Source organism: Enterobacter cloacae complex sp. P43RS (assembly GCF_014930585.1).
Lineage (GTDB): Bacteria > Pseudomonadota > Gammaproteobacteria > Enterobacterales > Enterobacteriaceae > Enterobacter > Enterobacter bugandensis.
In genome coordinates this window covers 76,865-93,683 of record NZ_JADBRJ010000003.1, presented here as the reverse complement: position 1 = coordinate 93,683, position 16,819 = coordinate 76,865, and the positions used below count along the sequence as shown (strand labels likewise).

Below are 16,819 nucleotides of genomic sequence, written 5' to 3'. Positions count from 1 at the left end.
CATGGTGCGGGAACGTGCGATCTTCGGTCAGTCGAAAGTGCTATCCGTTAAGCGCAAATTCATACTGCGATATTGCTGAACTGGCCGCCGGGTTGGTAATTCTCGCAATCGGTTCTATAGTCGTCACAGTTTCTTAGTAACCAGGACTGACTGATGCGCTTTAACGGACTGACCAAAGGTTTCTTTATTTTTATTCTCGCCCTTGTGACCTGGGCCTTCTTCGACGTGCTGTCGCCCTACTTCTCCGCGATACTGTGGGCCGCTATTCTGACCGTCATTTTCAACCCGGTAAAAAACAAATTGCGCGCCGCGCTGGGGGATCGCAACGGGCTGGCCTCGCTGCTGACGATTGGCATTATCTGCCTGATCGTCTTTATCCCGCTGATGGTGATCCTCTCCTCGCTCGCCATTGAGCTGAACGTGGTTTACACGAAGCTTCAGGAGAACAACACCCAATTCCCGGAGGTAGTGGCGAGCATCTTCAACCACTTGCCGGACTGGGCCAGCGGCTTCCTGGCGGATCACAACCTGACCAACGCGGCGCAGATCCAGAAAAAACTCTCCGACGTTGCGCTGCAGGGCGGGCAGTATCTGGCGGGCAGCGCGTTCCTGATCGGCAAAGGTACGTTTGGCTTTGCGATTAGCTTCGGCATCATGCTTTATCTGTTGTTCTTCCTGCTGAAGGATGGACCGTATCTGGTACGCCAGATCCTCGACTCCCTGCCGCTGTCTGATTTTGTTAAACAGCACCTGTTCGCCAAGTTCGTCGGCGTCTCCCGGGCGACGGTGAAAGGGACGGCAGTGGTGGCCGTCGTTCAGGGCACGCTCGGCGGGATCGCGTTTGCCATCGTGGGCATCGACGGCAGCGTGCTCTGGGGCGCACTGATGGCGTTCCTCTCGCTGGTCCCCGCCGTCGGCTCGGCGATTGTCTGGGTGCCAGCCGCCATTTACCTGTTCGCCACGCACCAGCTCTGGCAGGGGCTGTTTATTGTTGGCTTCTTCGTGATTATCGTCGGGCTGGTGGACAATATTCTGCGCCCGCTGCTGGTGGGGAAAGACACCAAAATGCCGGACTACCTGATTCTGATCTCCACCCTCGGCGGCATGGAGCTGTACGGCATTAACGGCTTTGTGATTGGGCCGCTCATCGCCGCGCTGTTTATCGCCTGCTGGAACCTCTTCTCCGGCCGCGATCACGCGGGCAATGCCGAAGAGCTGGACGCCGAGTTCATCGAAGAGGGAAAAAACTCTCCAGATTTGTAGGGACGTGACGATAACGACCACATCAGGCGGCGCTGTGCCGCCTTTTTTTTCGCCTTAAATCATACGTTTTCTATAATTTGAAGAACGCCATCCTCTTTATGCGGTAAAAGGATCTCCAGGTGCGAATCGCGACAATAACCAACTGGGCCTACGGTGCCACGGTCTGCCTGACTATCGCCTCCGGCATTATCATGCTGATGGCCTCCGGTGCTGACACCGCCGAACGTCAGGCCATTGAACTACGTCAAAATTTTGATGAGCTTACAGAAAATATTGAAACCGACGCCTGGAAACAGTCCGATTTAGCGCGCCTGTATGTCATCAAAAAAAATCCGCAAATCCTGGATGAGTACAATGCGTCAGAGAAAAAACTGAAGAGCATCGAGCTGAAGCTGGAGAAACTGCAGGACACCGGCGCTTCAGATGACGAGCTGGCCCTGCTGCATGATGGTTTAAAAATCATTGATGCACTGCAGGATGAGCAGCAGGCGGCACTGACGAGCGCGGCCCGGGGTGAAGATGCACAGGCCGTTGCCCTGCTCTATGGCATGCCCTACGAGCAGGAGCTTGAGCGCGCACAAACCCAAATCGATCGCTTTCGCCAGATACTCGACAAACGTGTCATTGCCTCCGTGCGGGAGGCGACGAAAAAATCGAAAGCGCTGCGCACGGCTTCAGAAGTGATGGTTGGCCTGACCGCCCTGCTGTTCTTGTTTGTGCTCGGCTTTATATTAAAACGCCGCGTGCTGCACCCGGTAGTACGCCTGAGCGACGTGGTTCACCGTCTGGCCTCTCAGGACTTCGCGGTTGAAACGCCCAACTTTAACCAGATTGATGAGATTGGCGATATGGCCCAGGCCATCCGCATCTTTCGTGAAAACGGCCTTGCGCGACAACGTCTGGAAAAAGAGCGTGACGCCGACTGGGCCATCCGCGAGCTGCTGGCGCGCATGACGCAGCGGCTGCAGGGGTGTGAAAACTTTGACGATGTGATCAACGTGGCGGAGCTGTTTGCGCCCAATATCGCGCCGGGGATAGCGGGCCGGCTCTACGTTTTTGACCGCGATCCGTGGCAAATGCGCTGCGTCGCCCAGTGGCTTTCACCGGCAGATGATGAGGCCACATTCCACCCCGATGCGTGCTGGGCCGTGCGTCGCGGTCAGAGCCACCCGCCGGTTAACGGTGAACCGGATGTCGCCTGCTATCATCTCCCGGAATCACAGGCGGAAAGCGCACTGTGCGTACCGCTTATCGCCCAGGGCGAGGCCATTGGGTTGCTCTCGTTCCAAAACATCACCCCAGAAAATGCCCCTGCACGCGCGTATCTGGAACTGATGGCCGAGGCGCTCGGACTGGCGCTGGCGAATCAGCGCCTGCGCGACGCGCTGCTGGAAAAAGCCTTGTTTGACCCGCTTACCGGCCTGCGTAATCGTCATCATCTGGAAGACACCCTGCACACGCAAATGACGCAGGCCATGCGCAACGGCGAGCCGTTAAGCTGCATGATGATCGACATCGATCACTTTAAAAGCATTAATGACCGCTTTGGTCACGAGGCTGGCGATCAGGTAATCAAAAACGTGGCGACGATTGTTCAGCGGGCCGCGCACGACGGCGGGCTGGCATTCCGCTACGGGGGCGAGGAGTTTCTGGTTCTGCTTCCCGGGGCCGGTGAAGCAGAAGCGCACGCCTGCGCGCAGAAGATTTACAACGGCGTGCATGCGCTATCGCTTCGCTACGGGCTGACCGAGATTGGGCCGGTGGATGTGTCGATTGGTATCGCCAGCTATCCAGAGCATGCTCAAAGTGACAACCTGCTGCGCGCCGCGGACGTGGCACTGTACCGGGCGAAAGAGCTGGGACGCTCGCGAATTGTGAGTTTTGGGATGCTGGAGGCGGGTTAAGAATAAGACACTTTTTTCATGACGGAGACACCCGCGTCATTGTTCCGTGGTCAGAAGATCGATCATGGCCCGGGTGGCAGCCGACTGACGCCGGTGAGGCGCATAAATCAGTGAGAAAGGCCGCGAACGTCCGCGCAGTTGCGGGAGCACCTCAACGAGCTGACCGCGCTGTATCCGCTCACGAACGATAAATTCATAGCTCTGACAGATCCCCATCCCGCATTCAGCCAGCGATACCACGCCAAGAACATCATCTGACGTTTCGATGGTGGAAGCCGGCAGCCAGTCCACATCGCGTTCGCCCACGCGAAATACCCAGGGGGCAATACGGCCCGTGCGCGGCATGATAAAAGGCAGACACATATGCTGCTGCAGTTCATCCAGCGTTTGCGGCATTCCCATCCGCTGAAGGTAAGCGGGTGAGGCGACCAAAAGCAGGGCCGCATCCTGCAGTTTACGCGCGACGAATCCACTGTCAGGCATCTGACCCAGACGAATAGCCAGATCGAATCCTTCGGCGATCAGGTCTACGTTGCGATTGGTGATGTTCAGCTCGGCCTTAACGCGCGGATATTGTTGGGAAAAGCGAGCGAGCAAGGGCGGCAGACAATAGTGTCCGAACGTGGTCGGGACGCTGATCCGTACCCGGCCGGTCAGATCGCCCTCCTGCCCCCGGCCATCACGTTCAGCCTCATCAAGCAGGGAAAATGCAGAACGCGCCTGCTCAAGATAAATCCGTCCGGCTTCCGTTAGCCCCACGCGGCGTGTGGTGCGCTGTAATAGTTGTCGTCCAAGACGCACCTCAAGGCGGGACACCGCGCGGCTCAGGACTGAGGGGGTGGTTGAAAGGGCAACCGCAGCCGCGGTAAATGAGCCATGTTCAACGACAGTAATGAAGACTTCAACATCGCCGAGATAATCAAATTTTCTGCTCATTTTGCTCTTTCAGGAACAAATATTTTTCAATTTCGCTAATTTATCTCCGATTGGGCGATGAGTAAAGTGACCGCACTTATCCCCAAAAGGCAAAAATTATGGATCTTCAACTCACTGGTAAGACCGCACTTGTCACTGGAGCTACCGCAGGAATTGGGCTGGCTATCGCCAGCACGCTGGCGCGCGAAGGCGTTGCCGTTACGATTACCGGACGCGATCGTGAAAAATTGCAAAATGCAGTATCGAAAATAACCCACGCGGCTCCCCAGGCGCAGGTATCCGCCGTTGTCGCCGATCTGGCGAGCGCTGAGGGTACAGAAGCGCTGTTCGAGGCCTGCCCGGATACCGATATCCTTATCAATAACCTGGGCTTTTATGAAGCCAGAGCCTTCGCCGAAATAACCGACGAGGAGTGGCTGCGTATGTTCGACATTAACGTGATGTCCGGGGTTCGTCTTTCCCGCCATTACTTCCCACGCATGCTTGCCCGTAACTGGGGCCGGGTGATTTTTATGTCCAGCGAAGTGGGAGCTTTCACGCCGCCTGACATGGTGCATTACGGCGTCAGCAAATCGGCTCAACTGGCCGTATCGCGAGGAATGGCCGAGCTGACGAAGGGCACGGGCGTGACGGTCAACAGCGTACTTCCTTCCGCAACCCGCTCTGACGGCATCATTGATTACCTGCGCCAGACAGCCCCTAAACCGGGCATGACAGACCAGGAGATCGAAGCGCATTTCTTCCAGACCTACCGCCCCAGCTCGCTGATCGCACGAATGATCGAGGCTGACGAGATAGCCGCTATGGTCGCGCTGCTGGCAAGCCCACTCGGCGCAGCGTCTAACGGAGCTGCGGTACGCGTCGAGGGCGGCACGTTCCGCTCCATTCTTTGATAACGGATTAAGACGCCGCTTCTTACTCTCTTCACCGGAGCATGTATGTCCCACTGTACCCGTACTTTCTCCGCCATTGCGATGGCGGCATTGTTCTCTTTCGCAAGCTGCGCCAGCGCGGCGAATCAGGTGCCTCTTGAACGCTGGCGCAGCTACTCAGGCGTAAGCTGGGATACACCTGAGAGCGGGCTACCAGCGCCTTTTTCCGGGTCGGTTAACGCCCCTGTCGCCGGTATTCACTTTGATGCAAAGGGCCGCGCCTTTGTCAGCACGCCGCGACTGGTTTCGGCCAGCGCGCCCGCCACGTTAAGCATTCTGGATACCCGCACACAGTCGGGCCCGGCGCGCCTGACGGCATTTCCGTCCCGCCAGGGTAATGCGATAGATTCTGCTCCCGACCGAAATCTGCGCAACGTGCTCGGCTTTTATGTTGATCGTAAGAACGGCTGGTTATGGGCGCTGGATATGGGGTTCGTCGCGGGAGAGGCGGAATCCCCCGTAGGTTCGCAGAAGCTGGTCGTACTGGATCTCGACTCGGGCCGCACGGTTAAGCGGATCCCCCTGGACGGCGTGGCTGACCGTAAGGCGAGCTTCCTCAATGATGTCGTTGTCGATGAGGATCGTCGTATCGCATACATTTCCGACAGCGGATCGCGAAGTGCGCCTGAAAACCGCGTTGGTCTGATCGTTGTGGATTTCAACACCGGTACAGCCCGACGCGTACTGGATCGCCACCCTGCCCTGCAGATTGAACCCGGCGTAAAAGTCGTCTCCCACGGTGCGGAAGTGTGGCCGGGTAAACCGCTGCTGATTGGCATCAACGGCATTGCGCTTTCTCCCGATGCAGAGACCTTGTACTGGACGGTAACGACGGGAACACATGCGTACGCGCTCCCGACCGCCGTTCTGAAGCAACACGGCTCAACCGATGCGCAGATTGCCGGGCAAATCCAGAATCTGGGTACGGTAGGAGGCAACACGGACGGTCTGGTGACCGATGCAAGGGGCAACCTCTACATTACGGACGTCACCCGCAACGGCATTGTCCGGTATGATCCGAAGACCCGTACAATGTCGCTTATTGCTGCAAATGAAGCCGTACGCTGGCCAGACACGCCGGCTATTCGTCCGGACGGTGACCTGATCTTCACCTCAAGCAGCCTCAATGACCACTTTGCTGGCGCGGTCAAACCCGGTCATGAACGCTACGAGCTATGGCGTTTACCTCTCAGCGCTTCACCGGCCACGAAAAAGTAACGGTGCACCGTGCTGAACAATCGCTAAATATGACGACGCCGCCCATTGGGTGGCGTTTTTTTTACCTGTCCATCACAGGTACATTCTTTGAGGTGAGGAAATAACGCTCAATTAAAGCGATCGTTTTTTAAACGTAAGAGAGTTTATTCAAGTAAGCGTAGCGTGCCTCAAAAAAAAGAGGTGTTGTATGTGATTGAAATCACTCTTCCGCAATCTCATAACCATTTGATTACATTGCAATTACCCCTCATTCGCGTACAGAAGTAATAGCGACGCAATAAAATACATAAACTACTGTGATAACTAAATTATAATTCATATACTTCTGTGCAAAAGTGGAGGCCATAATGCGATTAATCCTAATGCTGGTATGCTGTCTGGTTCAGAGTTTAGCCTGGGCGGGTGAACTGCCGAAACCCGCCGGAAAACCCATTTTGACGATTTACGGGAATATAGAAAATACTAACGAAGATGGAAAAGCAGTGTTTGATCTCGCAAGCCTTGAAAAACTCGGGATGGTGAGTTTCGAGACGACATCTCCCTGGTATACGGGCAGGACGAAGTTTGAGGGTGTTCCAATGAACAAACTCATGGATTATGTTGGAGCAAAGGGTTCTGTCGTTAATGTTATTGCCCTTAATGATTACGCAACCGCTATTCCTCTCAGCGATTTTAAGAAATATAACGCTATTCTTGCCTTAAAGATTAATGGCGAATATATGCGTATCCGCGATAAAGGCCCATCATTCATTGTATACCCTTATGACAGTCTTCCTGAGTTGAATAATCAAATTTATTACTCGCGTTCAGCATGGCAGGTTAGCAAAATGAAGATTGAATAGCAGTTCAGGAGAACATAATGAACAGGATACTGGTTGGTATCATTTTTTCTCTTTTTATCACGACGGGATATATTGCATTTCTTGTTTACGATCGTCAGCAAGAGCTGCAAAAACTGACTCACTACACTGAGTCCTGGTCCGTGGCTCAACTGGTATCAGAGTACTACCGATTTGAATCATGGCTTGGTCTATACGCAACCGATACCGATGACGTTACGATAGACCAGGCCCGCATGCGTCTCGAAATTATGCTCAGCCAGGGCGAGTTACTGAACGGGGGAGACTTAGGCCGCTATATTGAGAGCGATAAAACGCATCAAGAGATCGCTGCACGCCTGAAAGAAATACTGGCGTATCTGGACAGTAACCTGGAAAAAATGAGCCATGAAGAATTAAAAAAGTACCTGGCAAATATGCACCTGCTCGACGCGCCGCTCAGTCAACTGTCTTCAAGCGCATTAACCAAAGATATTAACACAATTAATGAATCTAACCATAAAATACAGATCCTATATTATATTTACTCCGTACTTTCGTTACTTCTGGTGATATTAAGCTTTATTCTGGGATTCTTAATGATCTATCAGAATAAAAATATTCTTAAAGCTCACATGCAGGTTAAAACCCTCGCTGACGAACTTCAGCGGTCAAAAGAAACGCTGCAAATACAGAATTCGAAGCTGGAATATGATGTGTATCATGACTCCCTTACCGGCATGAAAAACCGTCTATTCTTCTGGGACGATCTCAATAAAATTACCCTTCAGGCAGATAAAAACCATACCCCTGTCACGGTGATGTTATTTGATTTAGACCGGTTCAAAGAGGTCAACGATACCTATGGCCATGACGCCGGCGATTTACTGTTGAATCAGGTATCTCGCCGGCTTACCTCAATGAGTAACGCGACGGATACGTTTTACCGCCTGGGCGGTGACGAATTTGCACTTCTCTCCAGCGGCCTGACCGAGAACGCAGCGGTTTTGCGCGCCAAAGAGATCAGCGCTCACATCAGTCTGCCCTATACGATCAATAACCAGCTGATAAAAATTGCCACCTGTGTAGGTATCGTTTTATCTGATAATGAGCGGCGCTCGGATTATCTCTATAAATTTGCCGATCTGGCCCTCTACGAAGCCAAAAAAGAGGGCTCACAGCAGATAAAAGTCTTCCGTCAGTGGATGCTGCAGAAGCTGCAGGAAAGCAGAACCCTTGAGCATGATATGGCTCTCGCGATCAGCAACCATGAATTCGTTGTTTATTACCAGCCTATTGTCGATTCATTCAGCAATGAAATTTACGGCTATGAAGCGCTTATTCGCTGGATACACCCGGTAAAGGGGATTTTGTCGCCTGATTACTTTATTTCTGTTGCTGAAAAAACAGGGATGATCAATGAGATTGGCAAAAATGTGCTTGAACTTGCCTGCCGGGAGGCGGCTTCCTGGGCGGTACCGGCCAGAATCTCGGTAAACGTCTCACCTGTTCAGCTGGGGACTAAATCATTTACTGCAATGGTTCAGTCCATCCTGAAAGAGACAGGCTTGCCGGCCAGCCGCCTTGAGCTGGAAGTTACGGAGTCTTCGCTCTTCAGTGACAGCAACACGCCGCTTACTATTCTCAAAAAACTCAGATCGCTGGGGGTAAAAATCTCCATTGATGATTTCGGAACGGGTTATTCCTCGCTCTCGAGGCTGAGTGAACTCAATTTTGATAAAATTAAAATTGATAAATCCTTTGTGAATCCGATATCCACCCAAGACGATGCGCTTAATATCGTTAAACTGATTACCGGCATGGCGAAGAGCCTCAATATGCGGGTCATTGCAGAAGGTGTGGAAACCGAAGCGCAGCTTGAACGGCTTCAGGCGCTGGGCTGCGATCTTGTGCAGGGCTATCTGTTCGGAAAGCCACAGGCTGAAATCGATAAAAATATAAAAAACGGTACAGTGTGATCTTACCGGGATCACACTTTTCAACCCTGGGTATACACATACAATGACCGGGTGTTATCATTCACCCCGTAAATACCTTTCAACTCAATCCGAGGCTTTGATGCTGGAGAATGTAATCATCCGATAATCAGCTCCCCGACCTTTTCAGGCCGGACTGATTATCAATGCGCCGAAATCGAATGCGGACACCGCTGTGTGTTTGCACGTTTTGCACATGATGATTAAGCAGGTTTTCCAGTATGAATTTATCCCGTCAGGAACAGCGTACCTTACACGTTCTCGCCAAAGGTGGCCGTATTGTGCACGTCCGCGATACGTCCGGCCGCGTCACCGCCGTTGAATGCTACAGCCGCGAAGGGCTATTGCTCAGCGACTGCACGCTCGCCGTCTTCAAAAAGCTCAAAACCAAAAAGCTGATCAAATCCGTTAACGGTCAGCCCTACCGTATCAATACTACCGGGCTGAACAACGTCCGTGCCCAGCCTGATAATCGTTAAGGAGAGGATGATGGATATCCCACGCATATTTACTGTTAGCGAAAGCGAACACCGCATTCATAACCCCTTCACGCCAGAAAAGTACGCCACGCTCGGGCGCGTGTTACGCATGAAGCCAGGCGCGCGCCTGCTCGATCTCGGCAGCGGTTCGGGAGAGATGCTTTGCACCTGGGCACGCGATCACGGGATTACTGGTATTGGCATCGACATGAGCCCGCTCTTTACCGCGCAGGCAACGCGGCGCGCAGAGGCGCTCGGCGTCAGCGAACGCGTCCATTTTGTGCATAACGACGCGGCTGGCTACGTGGCTGATGAACAATGCGACGTGGCGGCCTGTGTTGGCGCCACATGGATTGCTGGCGGCGTTGCCGGGACGATGGACCTGCTGGCACAAAGCCTTAAGCCCGGGGGAATCATGCTCATCGGTGAACCTTACTGGCGACAGGTTCCCGCAACGGAGGAGATAGCTCGGGCTTGCGGCGTCTCGTCCACCGCAGACTTTCTCACCCTGCCCGACCTTGTCGCGTCTTTCGATCGCCAGGGCTATGACCTGGTCGAAATGGTGCTGGCAGATCAGGAAGGCTGGGACAGATACGAAGCCGCGAAATGGATGACCCTGCGCCGCTGGCTGGAGCAAAACCCCGACGATGATTTTGCTCAGGAGGTGCGCGCGGAGCTGACGGCAGCGCCTAAGCGCCATGTGGCTTACACAAGGGAATATATTGGCTGGGGCGTGTTTGCGTTAATTGCACGATAGGAGGGAGTGGCGGTATAGCCTTTTGGGGCTATACCGGCCTTAAGCATGAAGCGCTCAGCATTGTGAACGCTGCGCTACGCCTGGCATGAAAAACCTTCTATCATTGTTTTTTCCGTTACCGCATTCAGTCTGGCGAATGTTTGCTTCCTGCTAATTTGGATCCGAATAGTTGAAGATAACGTTCATTAAATCCGTCTCTGCTTCAACCTGTGACCTGCTCCCCGTTGATTAATACACCGCGATGTTAGTAATGTCTTCATAAGCCACATGAGGACATCCCCATGAAGAAGCGTTTTTCCAACGAACAGATCATCAGTATCCTCCGCGAAGCTGAAGCAGGGGGTTCTGCCCGTGAGCTCTGCCGCAAGTACGCCATTTCCGACGCCACCTATTATACCTGGCGTAAGAAGTATGGCGGTATGGAGGTGCCCGAGATTAAGCGCCTGAAATCGCTTGAGGAAGAGAACGCCAGACTCAGGAAGCTGCTTGCCGAAGCCATGCTGGATAAGGAGGCACTTCAGGTGGCCCTGGGGCGAAAGTACTGACGACAGACCAGAAGCGGGAAGCCGTGGTATTGATGTGTGATGCGACCGGTCTGTCGCAACGTCGTGCCTGCATGCTTACAGGCTTGTCCCTGTCGACCTGTCGCTATGAGGCTCAGCGTCCGGCGGCTGATGCGCATTTATCAGGGCGCATCAATGAGCTGGCACTGGAGCGCAGGCGTTTTGGTTACCGCCGCATCTGGCAGTTACTGCGCCGTGAGGACCTTCATATTAATCACAAGCGCGTGTACCGCCTTTATCATCTTAGAGGGCTGGGCGTAAAACGCAGACGGCGTCGTAAAGGACTGGCAACAGAACGTCTGCCTCTGCTCCGCCCGGCGGCGCCCAACCTGACCTGGTCGATGGATTTTGTCATGGACGCGCTCGCCACCGGTCGCAGGATCAAGTGCCTGACCTGTGTGGACCACTTCACGAAGGAGTGCCTGACAATTACCATCGCATTCTGGATTTCAGGCGTTCAGGTCACGCGTATTCTGGACAGCATTGCACTGTTTCGAGGCTATCCGGCGACGATAAGAACTGACCAGGGGCCGGAGTTCACCTGCCGCGCACTGGATCAATGGGCTTTTGAGCATGGTGTTGAGCTGCGCTTAATCCAGCCGGGCAAGCCAACGCAGAACGGATTTATTGAGAGCTTTAACGGGCGATTTCGCGATGAATGTCTGAATGAGCACTGGTTCAGTGATATCGTTCACGCAAGGAAAGTCATTAATGACTGGCGGCAGGATTATAACGAATGTCGTCCACATTCAGCACTGAATTATCAGACGCCATCAGAGTTTGCAGCACGGTGGCGGAATGGAAAATGTGAAGGTAAACAAACCGACATTACTAACTGATGGTTGTATCTAATACTGGGGGCAGGTCACTAGGGTACGTTTTGATGTTCTCTCTTAGGATCAATACTATCTGGAGTCATGAGTTTATATGTGGATTGTTCTGTGTAAACCTCCATAAACTCACCAAAATCTATCATGATGATGATTTCACCTTTCTCTCCTTTAGGTAAACCAAACGAACCAGCTTCATCACGTGAATTCATATCTCTCCCGTTAGACACAATATATTTATATCAATATCAATAAAGCCCCAATTCATGAGGCTTTTGCATGATTAGTTACAGAGAGCTCTTTTTCGCTCCCTCAATCTCAGCCTGACAAACATCATCATTTGTAAATGTATACTGTAGGTAAACATATCCCTGTGCAGAACTGTTCGCTCTGGCTTCGATAGAAATAGCGCCAATATTATTTTTTAGCGGCGTTTCTTTTGTGCCTTTCCAGGTGGCGGATAGGAAGCGCTCTTTTTTATTTAGCCCCATCATCCAGTCCTGAGGCTCTTTCCAGATTGAACCAGCCAGTAAAAGGTCTGTGGTTTCGGCCTTTCCATAAAGTGAGCTTAACGAGCTACTTAAATCTTCAAACCGGGCTTTCAAGGCAAGCCCATAGCTATCGGTATCAATGTTTTTACCGACAGCCCTAATTTGACATAAGCCAGCTTTAGGCGAGATCAATAAACCATACATTTCAAAATCTGCGTTTTGCTTCGGTAGTTTATCGGAAGTATACAGATTCACGCTGTCCGGTAGTGGTTTTAGCTTTGCCCCGATCATATCTTCGATATTTTTCTGGGTCAGACCAGCCTCAAGACCGAACGGGCCTTCAGCGGGTGGCAACAGAGGGGGTTGTTCTTGTGTAGTTTTAGCCGTTGCTTCCTTCTTGTCACTGGCGGTTGCTGCACTGTCCTGAATTGGTGCCAGCTTAACTTCAGCGAGACCATACTTAGCGGTTAGATATTTTTGCTGCAGCATAGCCATGCTTTGTTCTTCAGTGGCAACGGCTGATAGTTTGAGTACCTGTATCAAACCGCCAGTGTACTGGCTGGCATCTGCTTTAGCTTCGTTGATTTTTGCAGTCAGATTATCAATCTCTGTTTTAATGGAGGCCGCAAGTTCAGGGTCTGGCTTGGTACCAGAGACTACTACATCAATTTTGGCACCGGACTCAATAGCATTTATACGCTGTTCCAAAAGAACCTTATTCGTTCCCAAAACTTCCAGTCTTGCGGTGGTTAAATTCTTGATCAGCCCACCAGAAAATTGTTGATCAACTTCTTTCGCTGCTAAGATTTCGCCCTCAGTCTGTGATAGCTCAGTCTTAAGAGCCGCAACTTCCTGTTTTTGTTCCGGGGTTAACTCTTGTGGCCCACACCCGGTTAACATCGTTATGCCCACTAATGTTGCAATCAAAGTTTTATTCATATCCCTATCCCAGTTGAAATAATCCGGATTAATCCTATCAGGAAGATAGGCGTATTAAAATTTATCCGTTCTGGTCATGCCCAAAGCCTGATGTATATCCTCCGACTGTTCCTGTTTAATACGCCTCACCAGCCCATCTGTATCACGTTTGAACGATCGCTCATTTCCACTCCAGAAAAATTCGTTATATACACAGAAAAGTAGTCAGCCCGGTTGGACCATTTAGCCCAACGCACTTAACCTATTGATTTAAATGAATACACTCTGTTTTTTGGCTAAATCTTTTATGGGTTTGGGCTAAATTTGAGGATTTTTGGGTTAGACCAGCCCTGCTTCAAAGAGTGGTTATCCTGCAGACCATTTCTTAAGCTTGCTTTCATGCCATTCCAGAGCAATTTCTCTGAATGTGTTTGTTACCGCCAAGGCCCGAGTGATTTTTTCTTCTTGCTTCAATACCCCCGGATCGATACCCCCAGCGATCCCCCTTTTAGCTTCATCTCGTTTTGAACGAGCATCAGCCAGGGTAACGGCAGGGTAAACACCTAAAGCCAGGAGCTTCTCTTTGCCATCAACACGGTATTTTAAGCGCCAGTAACGAGCACCATTGGGGTTAACAAGCAGATAAAGCCCACCGCCATCAGCCATCTTGTATGGCTTGTCCTTTGGCTTAGCGGTCTCTCCCTGTCGAGCGTTTAGCTTCAGTGGGGGTATCTCCTTTAGACCGAACAGCATATACCCCCGGATATACCCCCAAAGTGATGTAGATGAAGGGGTACTTCGCTAGACCTCAAAATAATGAGGAAGGGCTTAAACCTAGAGTATAAAGGGTTCCGGATGACTTGAGTAAACTTTGAGAGATGCTTGAATGGTGCCGATAATAGGAGTCGAACCTACGACCTTCGCATTACGAATGCGCTGCTCTACCAACTGAGCTATATCGGCCCTGAGAGGCCGGTTACGAGTGTAACCACGGGGCAAAAGGTTAGATCTAACCGGGTGATGCGTCAATGCCCTTTTGAATCAAACGGCTATTTTTGCATCACCCGTGACTATTTACGCACGAATCGTATCGTCACCGAAGCCGATCCACTTATAGGTGGTCAGCGCTTCAAGGCCCATCGGACCGCGCGCGTGCAGTTTCTGCGTGCTGACCGCCACTTCTGCGCCAAGTCCGAACTGGCCGCCGTCCGTGAAGCGGGTGGAGGCGTTCACATATACCGCAGAGGAATCCACTTCATTCACAAAGCGATCGGCATTGTGCAGCGTACGCGTCAGGATCGCGTCAGAATGCTGCGTGCCGTGTTCACGAATGTGCGCAATAGCGTCGTCGAGATCCGCAACCACCTTCACGTTCAGATCCAGCGACAGGAACTCGTCGTCGTACTGCTCCGCTTTTACGGGAACCACACTAGCCGGGCCACCCTGGAGCAGCGCGAGGGCATTGGTATCAGCGTGCAGCGTCACCCCGCTCTCCGCCATCTGTTTGCTCAGGGCTGGCAGGAAAGTACTCGCAATCCCCTGGTGCACCAGCAGCGTTTCCACGGTGTTACAGGTGCTTGGACGCTGGGTTTTGGCGTTGACGATAATCTTCAGCGCTGGCTCAATTTCGGCGCTGTCGTCCACCACGATATGGCATACGCCGATGCCGCCCGTGATGACCGGAATGGTCGACTGCTCACGGCACAGCTTGTGCAGGCCCGCGCCACCGCGTGGGATCAGCATGTCGATGTATTTGTCCATGCGCAGCATCTCGTTGACCAGCGCGCGGTCAGGGCTCTCAATCGCCTGCACGGCACCCGCCGGCAAACCGCACTCTTCCAGCGCCTGCTGGATGACTTTCACCGTCGCGGCGTTGGTGCGCCAGGTCTCTTTCCCACCGCGCAAAATGGCGGCATTACCTGTTTTCAGGCACAGGGAAGCGACGTCAACCGTCACGTTTGGACGGGCTTCATAAATCACGCCGATGACGCCGAGCGGCACGCGGCGACGCTCCAGACGCAAACCGCTGTCGAGCAGCCCACCGTCAATCACCTGTCCTACCGGGTCGGCCAGGTTACAAACCTGACGAACATCGTCGGCGATACTTTTAAGACGCGCCGGGTTCAGCGCCAGGCGGTCGAGCATCGCTTCGCTCAGGCCGTTTCGACGCGCTTCCAGCAGATCCTGCTCGTTGGCAAGCAAAATGTCCTGAGACTGAGCTTCCAGATAATCAGCGATTTTTTCCAGCACGCGGTTTTTCTCGCGGCTGGAAAGGAGCGCCAGTTTGTAAGAGGCGGCCTTCGCGGCTGCGCCCATTTGTTCCAGCATGTTCTGGCTCCTTAACGAATAATCATGTCATCGCGATGCACGGCAACCGGGCCATATTCATAGCCCAGAATAGCGTCGATCTGCTGCGAGTGGTGGCCCGCAATGCGGCGCAGGGCATCGCTGTTATAGCGGCTTACGCCATGCGCGATGTCGCGACCTTCAAGGTTACGGATGCGGATCACTTCACCACGGGAGAAGTTGCCTGTCACGCTTTTAATTCCTTTAGGAAGCAATGAACTCCCTCGTTCCAGAATCGCCGCGGTTGCCCCTTCATCAACGGTGAGTTCACCGGCAGGCGGCGCGCCAAAGATCCAGCGCTTGCGGTTCTCCAGCGGGGATTCCTGGGCGTGGAAGCGGGTGCCGACGGAAATGCCTTCCATCACGTCGCCAATCACGCCAGGGCGGCTGCCCGCGGCAATGATGGTGTCGATACCGGCGCGGCACGCCACGTCGGCGGCCTGCAGCTTGGTCCCCATCCCGCCCGTTCCGAGGCCGGACACGCTGTCACCGGCGATGGCGCGCAGCGCATCGTCGATACCATGAACATCGGTTATCAGCTCGGCTTCCGGGTTGGAGCGCGGGTCGGCGGTGAACAGCCCCTGCTGATCGGTCAGAAGCAGGAGTTTATCGGCCCCGGCCAGAATGGCGGCCAGCGCAGAGAGGTTATCGTTATCGCCCACTTTTATTTCAGCGGTGGCAACGGCATCGTTTTCGTTGATAACGGGAACAATATTGTTGTCCAGCAGCGCGCGCAGGGTATCGCGGGCGTTCAGGAAGCGCTCCCGGTCTTCCATATCCGCACGCGTCAGCAGCATCTGCCCGACGTGAATACCGTAGATAGAGAACAGCTGTTCCCAGAGTTGAATGAGTCGGCTTTGTCCCACGGCGGCCAGCAGCTGTTTAGAGGCGATCGTCGCGGGGAGTTCGGGATAACCCAGGTGTTCACGCCCGGCGGCAATCGCCCCGGAGGTCACAATCACAATACGGTGCCCTGCGGCATGCAGCTGAGCGCACTGGCGTACAAGCTCAACAATGTGGGCGCGATTTAGGCGGCGCGATCCGCCTGTTAACACACTGGTACCGAGTTTTACCACCAGCGTCTGGCTGTCACTCATGATTCTCTGCCGTTCAACGATAAGGGAAAGTAATGTCGAACGAACGTTTTAACAGGAGTCAGCCCGGTTGCCAACTGCCTTAGTGCATCACCAGGCACTTTGTTGCGCGGGATCAGGAAGCGTAGCGGCAGAATTTGACAAATTTATTACCGTAATAATAAATCACAGTTTTTTAAAATTATTCTTAGTTTGTCATAAAAGTTTCATTCCAGAACGATAAAACCCTTCCTGTTTTTTCACGGGACTTAAGCATCAGCTTATCGTCCAGCG

Annotated in this window: 14 protein-coding genes, 1 tRNA gene and 1 pseudogene; 9 read left to right on the top strand and 7 right to left on the bottom strand. The window is 52.9% G+C overall.

All coding sequences use genetic code 11. The features are described 5' to 3' along the window. Positions 1 to 153: 153 nt before the first annotated feature. Together IM294_RS07450 and IM294_RS07445 are read left to right on the top strand one after the other, a co-directional pair. On the top strand, positions 154 to 1,263 hold the full coding sequence (locus IM294_RS07450; protein WP_028012104.1) for an AI-2E family transporter: 1,110 nt from the start codon (positions 154 to 156) through the stop codon (positions 1,261 to 1,263). A 119-nt stretch (positions 1,264 to 1,382) separates the two neighbouring features. Next, positions 1,383 to 3,167 (top strand): diguanylate cyclase, encoded by a 1,785-nt coding sequence (locus IM294_RS07445; RefSeq protein WP_063942713.1) that lies wholly within the window; start codon positions 1,383 to 1,385, stop codon positions 3,165 to 3,167. Between the two features lie 36 nt (positions 3,168 to 3,203). Here the strand turns inward: IM294_RS07445 and IM294_RS07440 are convergent, their stop codons facing one another. Next, on the bottom strand, positions 3,204 to 4,103 hold the full coding sequence (locus IM294_RS07440) for a LysR family transcriptional regulator (protein WP_126818285.1): 900 nt from the start codon (positions 4,101 to 4,103) through the stop codon (positions 3,204 to 3,206). A gap of 98 nt (positions 4,104 to 4,201) precedes the next feature. Here IM294_RS07440 and IM294_RS07435 point away from each other — a divergent pair, with 98 nt between their 5' ends. From IM294_RS07435 to IM294_RS07405, 7 genes are all read left to right on the top strand, one after another. Beyond that, positions 4,202 to 4,996, top strand: a complete 795-nt coding sequence (locus IM294_RS07435; protein ID WP_126818284.1) for an SDR family NAD(P)-dependent oxidoreductase — start codon at positions 4,202 to 4,204, stop codon at positions 4,994 to 4,996. Positions 4,997 to 5,041: 45 nt separating this feature from the next. Further along, positions 5,042 to 6,253, top strand: coding sequence for an L-dopachrome tautomerase-related protein (locus IM294_RS07430; RefSeq protein ID WP_126818283.1), 1,212 nt, complete (start codon positions 5,042 to 5,044; stop codon positions 6,251 to 6,253). A gap of 347 nt (positions 6,254 to 6,600) precedes the next feature. Then, positions 6,601 to 7,095, top strand: coding sequence for a molybdopterin-dependent oxidoreductase (locus tag IM294_RS07425; protein ID WP_028012099.1), 495 nt, complete (start codon positions 6,601 to 6,603; stop codon positions 7,093 to 7,095). Positions 7,096 to 7,112: 17 nt separating this feature from the next. Beyond that, on the top strand, positions 7,113 to 9,050 hold the full coding sequence (locus tag IM294_RS07420; protein WP_048957578.1) for a bifunctional diguanylate cyclase/phosphodiesterase: 1,938 nt from the start codon (positions 7,113 to 7,115) through the stop codon (positions 9,048 to 9,050). Positions 9,051 to 9,289: 239 nt separating this feature from the next. Then, positions 9,290 to 9,547, top strand: a complete 258-nt coding sequence (locus IM294_RS07415; protein WP_028012097.1) for a YjhX family toxin — start codon at positions 9,290 to 9,292, stop codon at positions 9,545 to 9,547. Positions 9,548 to 9,557: 10 nt separating this feature from the next. After that, positions 9,558 to 10,304, top strand: coding sequence for a cyclopropane-fatty-acyl-phospholipid synthase family protein (locus tag IM294_RS07410; protein ID WP_126818347.1), 747 nt, complete (start codon positions 9,558 to 9,560; stop codon positions 10,302 to 10,304). Positions 10,305 to 10,585: 281 nt separating this feature from the next. Further along, positions 10,586 to 11,706 (top strand): IS3 family transposase gene (locus IM294_RS07405; RefSeq protein WP_126818282.1). Its coding sequence is split into 2 segments (ribosomal slippage): positions 10,586 to 10,844 and positions 10,844 to 11,706, totalling 1,122 coding nucleotides; the frame shifts between segments, so codons are not numbered across the junction. A 29-nt stretch (positions 11,707 to 11,735) separates the two neighbouring features. On the opposite strand, the gene IM294_RS07400 is transcribed toward IM294_RS07405, so the two are convergent. The 6 genes and pseudogenes from IM294_RS07400 to proB form a co-directional block, all read right to left on the bottom strand. Beyond that, a complete protein-coding gene (locus tag IM294_RS07400) occupies positions 11,736 to 11,909 on the bottom strand; it encodes a hypothetical protein (RefSeq protein ID WP_185860358.1) in 174 nt (57 codons plus the stop codon). 75 nt (positions 11,910 to 11,984) lie between these two features. Then, a complete protein-coding gene (locus tag IM294_RS07395) occupies positions 11,985 to 13,127 on the bottom strand; it encodes a hypothetical protein (protein WP_126818281.1) in 1,143 nt (380 codons plus the stop codon). Positions 13,128 to 13,475: 348 nt separating this feature from the next. Beyond that, a pseudogene (locus tag IM294_RS07390) lies at positions 13,476 to 13,829 on the bottom strand (tyrosine-type recombinase/integrase); the annotation flags it as partial. 164 nt (positions 13,830 to 13,993) lie between these two features. After that, positions 13,994 to 14,069: transfer RNA gene (locus IM294_RS07385), tRNA-Thr, on the bottom strand. 111 nt (positions 14,070 to 14,180) lie between these two features. Next, a complete protein-coding gene (gene proA, locus IM294_RS07380) occupies positions 14,181 to 15,434 on the bottom strand; it encodes a glutamate-5-semialdehyde dehydrogenase (RefSeq protein WP_048960618.1) in 1,254 nt (417 codons plus the stop codon). 11 nt (positions 15,435 to 15,445) lie between these two features. Then, complete coding sequence (proB, locus tag IM294_RS07375) at positions 15,446 to 16,549, bottom strand: glutamate 5-kinase (RefSeq protein ID WP_014882684.1); 1,104 nt, start codon at positions 16,547 to 16,549, stop codon at positions 15,446 to 15,448. Positions 16,550 to 16,819 lie beyond the last annotated feature (270 nt).

Bases quoted from the DNA above. Each gene is read 5' to 3' on its own strand.
- IM294_RS07400 (WP_185860358.1), bottom strand. From the start codon at position 11,909: ATGAATTCACGTGATGAAGCTGGTTCGTTTGGTTTACCTAAAGGAGAG.
- proA (WP_048960618.1), bottom strand. From the start codon at position 15,434: ATGCTGGAACAAATGGGCGCAGCCGCGAAGGCCGCCTCTTACAAACTG.
- IM294_RS07440 (WP_126818285.1), bottom strand. From the start codon at position 4,103: ATGAGCAGAAAATTTGATTATCTCGGCGATGTTGAAGTCTTCATTACT.
- IM294_RS07420 (WP_048957578.1), top strand. From the start codon at position 7,113: ATGAACAGGATACTGGTTGGTATCATTTTTTCTCTTTTTATCACGACG.
- IM294_RS07410 (WP_126818347.1), top strand. From the start codon at position 9,558: ATGGATATCCCACGCATATTTACTGTTAGCGAAAGCGAACACCGCATT.
- IM294_RS07395 (WP_126818281.1), bottom strand. From the start codon at position 13,127: ATGAATAAAACTTTGATTGCAACATTAGTGGGCATAACGATGTTAACC.
- IM294_RS07430 (WP_126818283.1), top strand. From the start codon at position 5,042: ATGTCCCACTGTACCCGTACTTTCTCCGCCATTGCGATGGCGGCATTG.
- IM294_RS07450 (WP_028012104.1), top strand. From the start codon at position 154: ATGCGCTTTAACGGACTGACCAAAGGTTTCTTTATTTTTATTCTCGCC.
- IM294_RS07425 (WP_028012099.1), top strand. From the start codon at position 6,601: ATGCGATTAATCCTAATGCTGGTATGCTGTCTGGTTCAGAGTTTAGCC.
- IM294_RS07415 (WP_028012097.1), top strand. From the start codon at position 9,290: ATGAATTTATCCCGTCAGGAACAGCGTACCTTACACGTTCTCGCCAAA.
- IM294_RS07435 (WP_126818284.1), top strand. From the start codon at position 4,202: ATGGATCTTCAACTCACTGGTAAGACCGCACTTGTCACTGGAGCTACC.
- proB (WP_014882684.1), bottom strand. From the start codon at position 16,549: ATGAGTGACAGCCAGACGCTGGTGGTAAAACTCGGTACCAGTGTGTTA.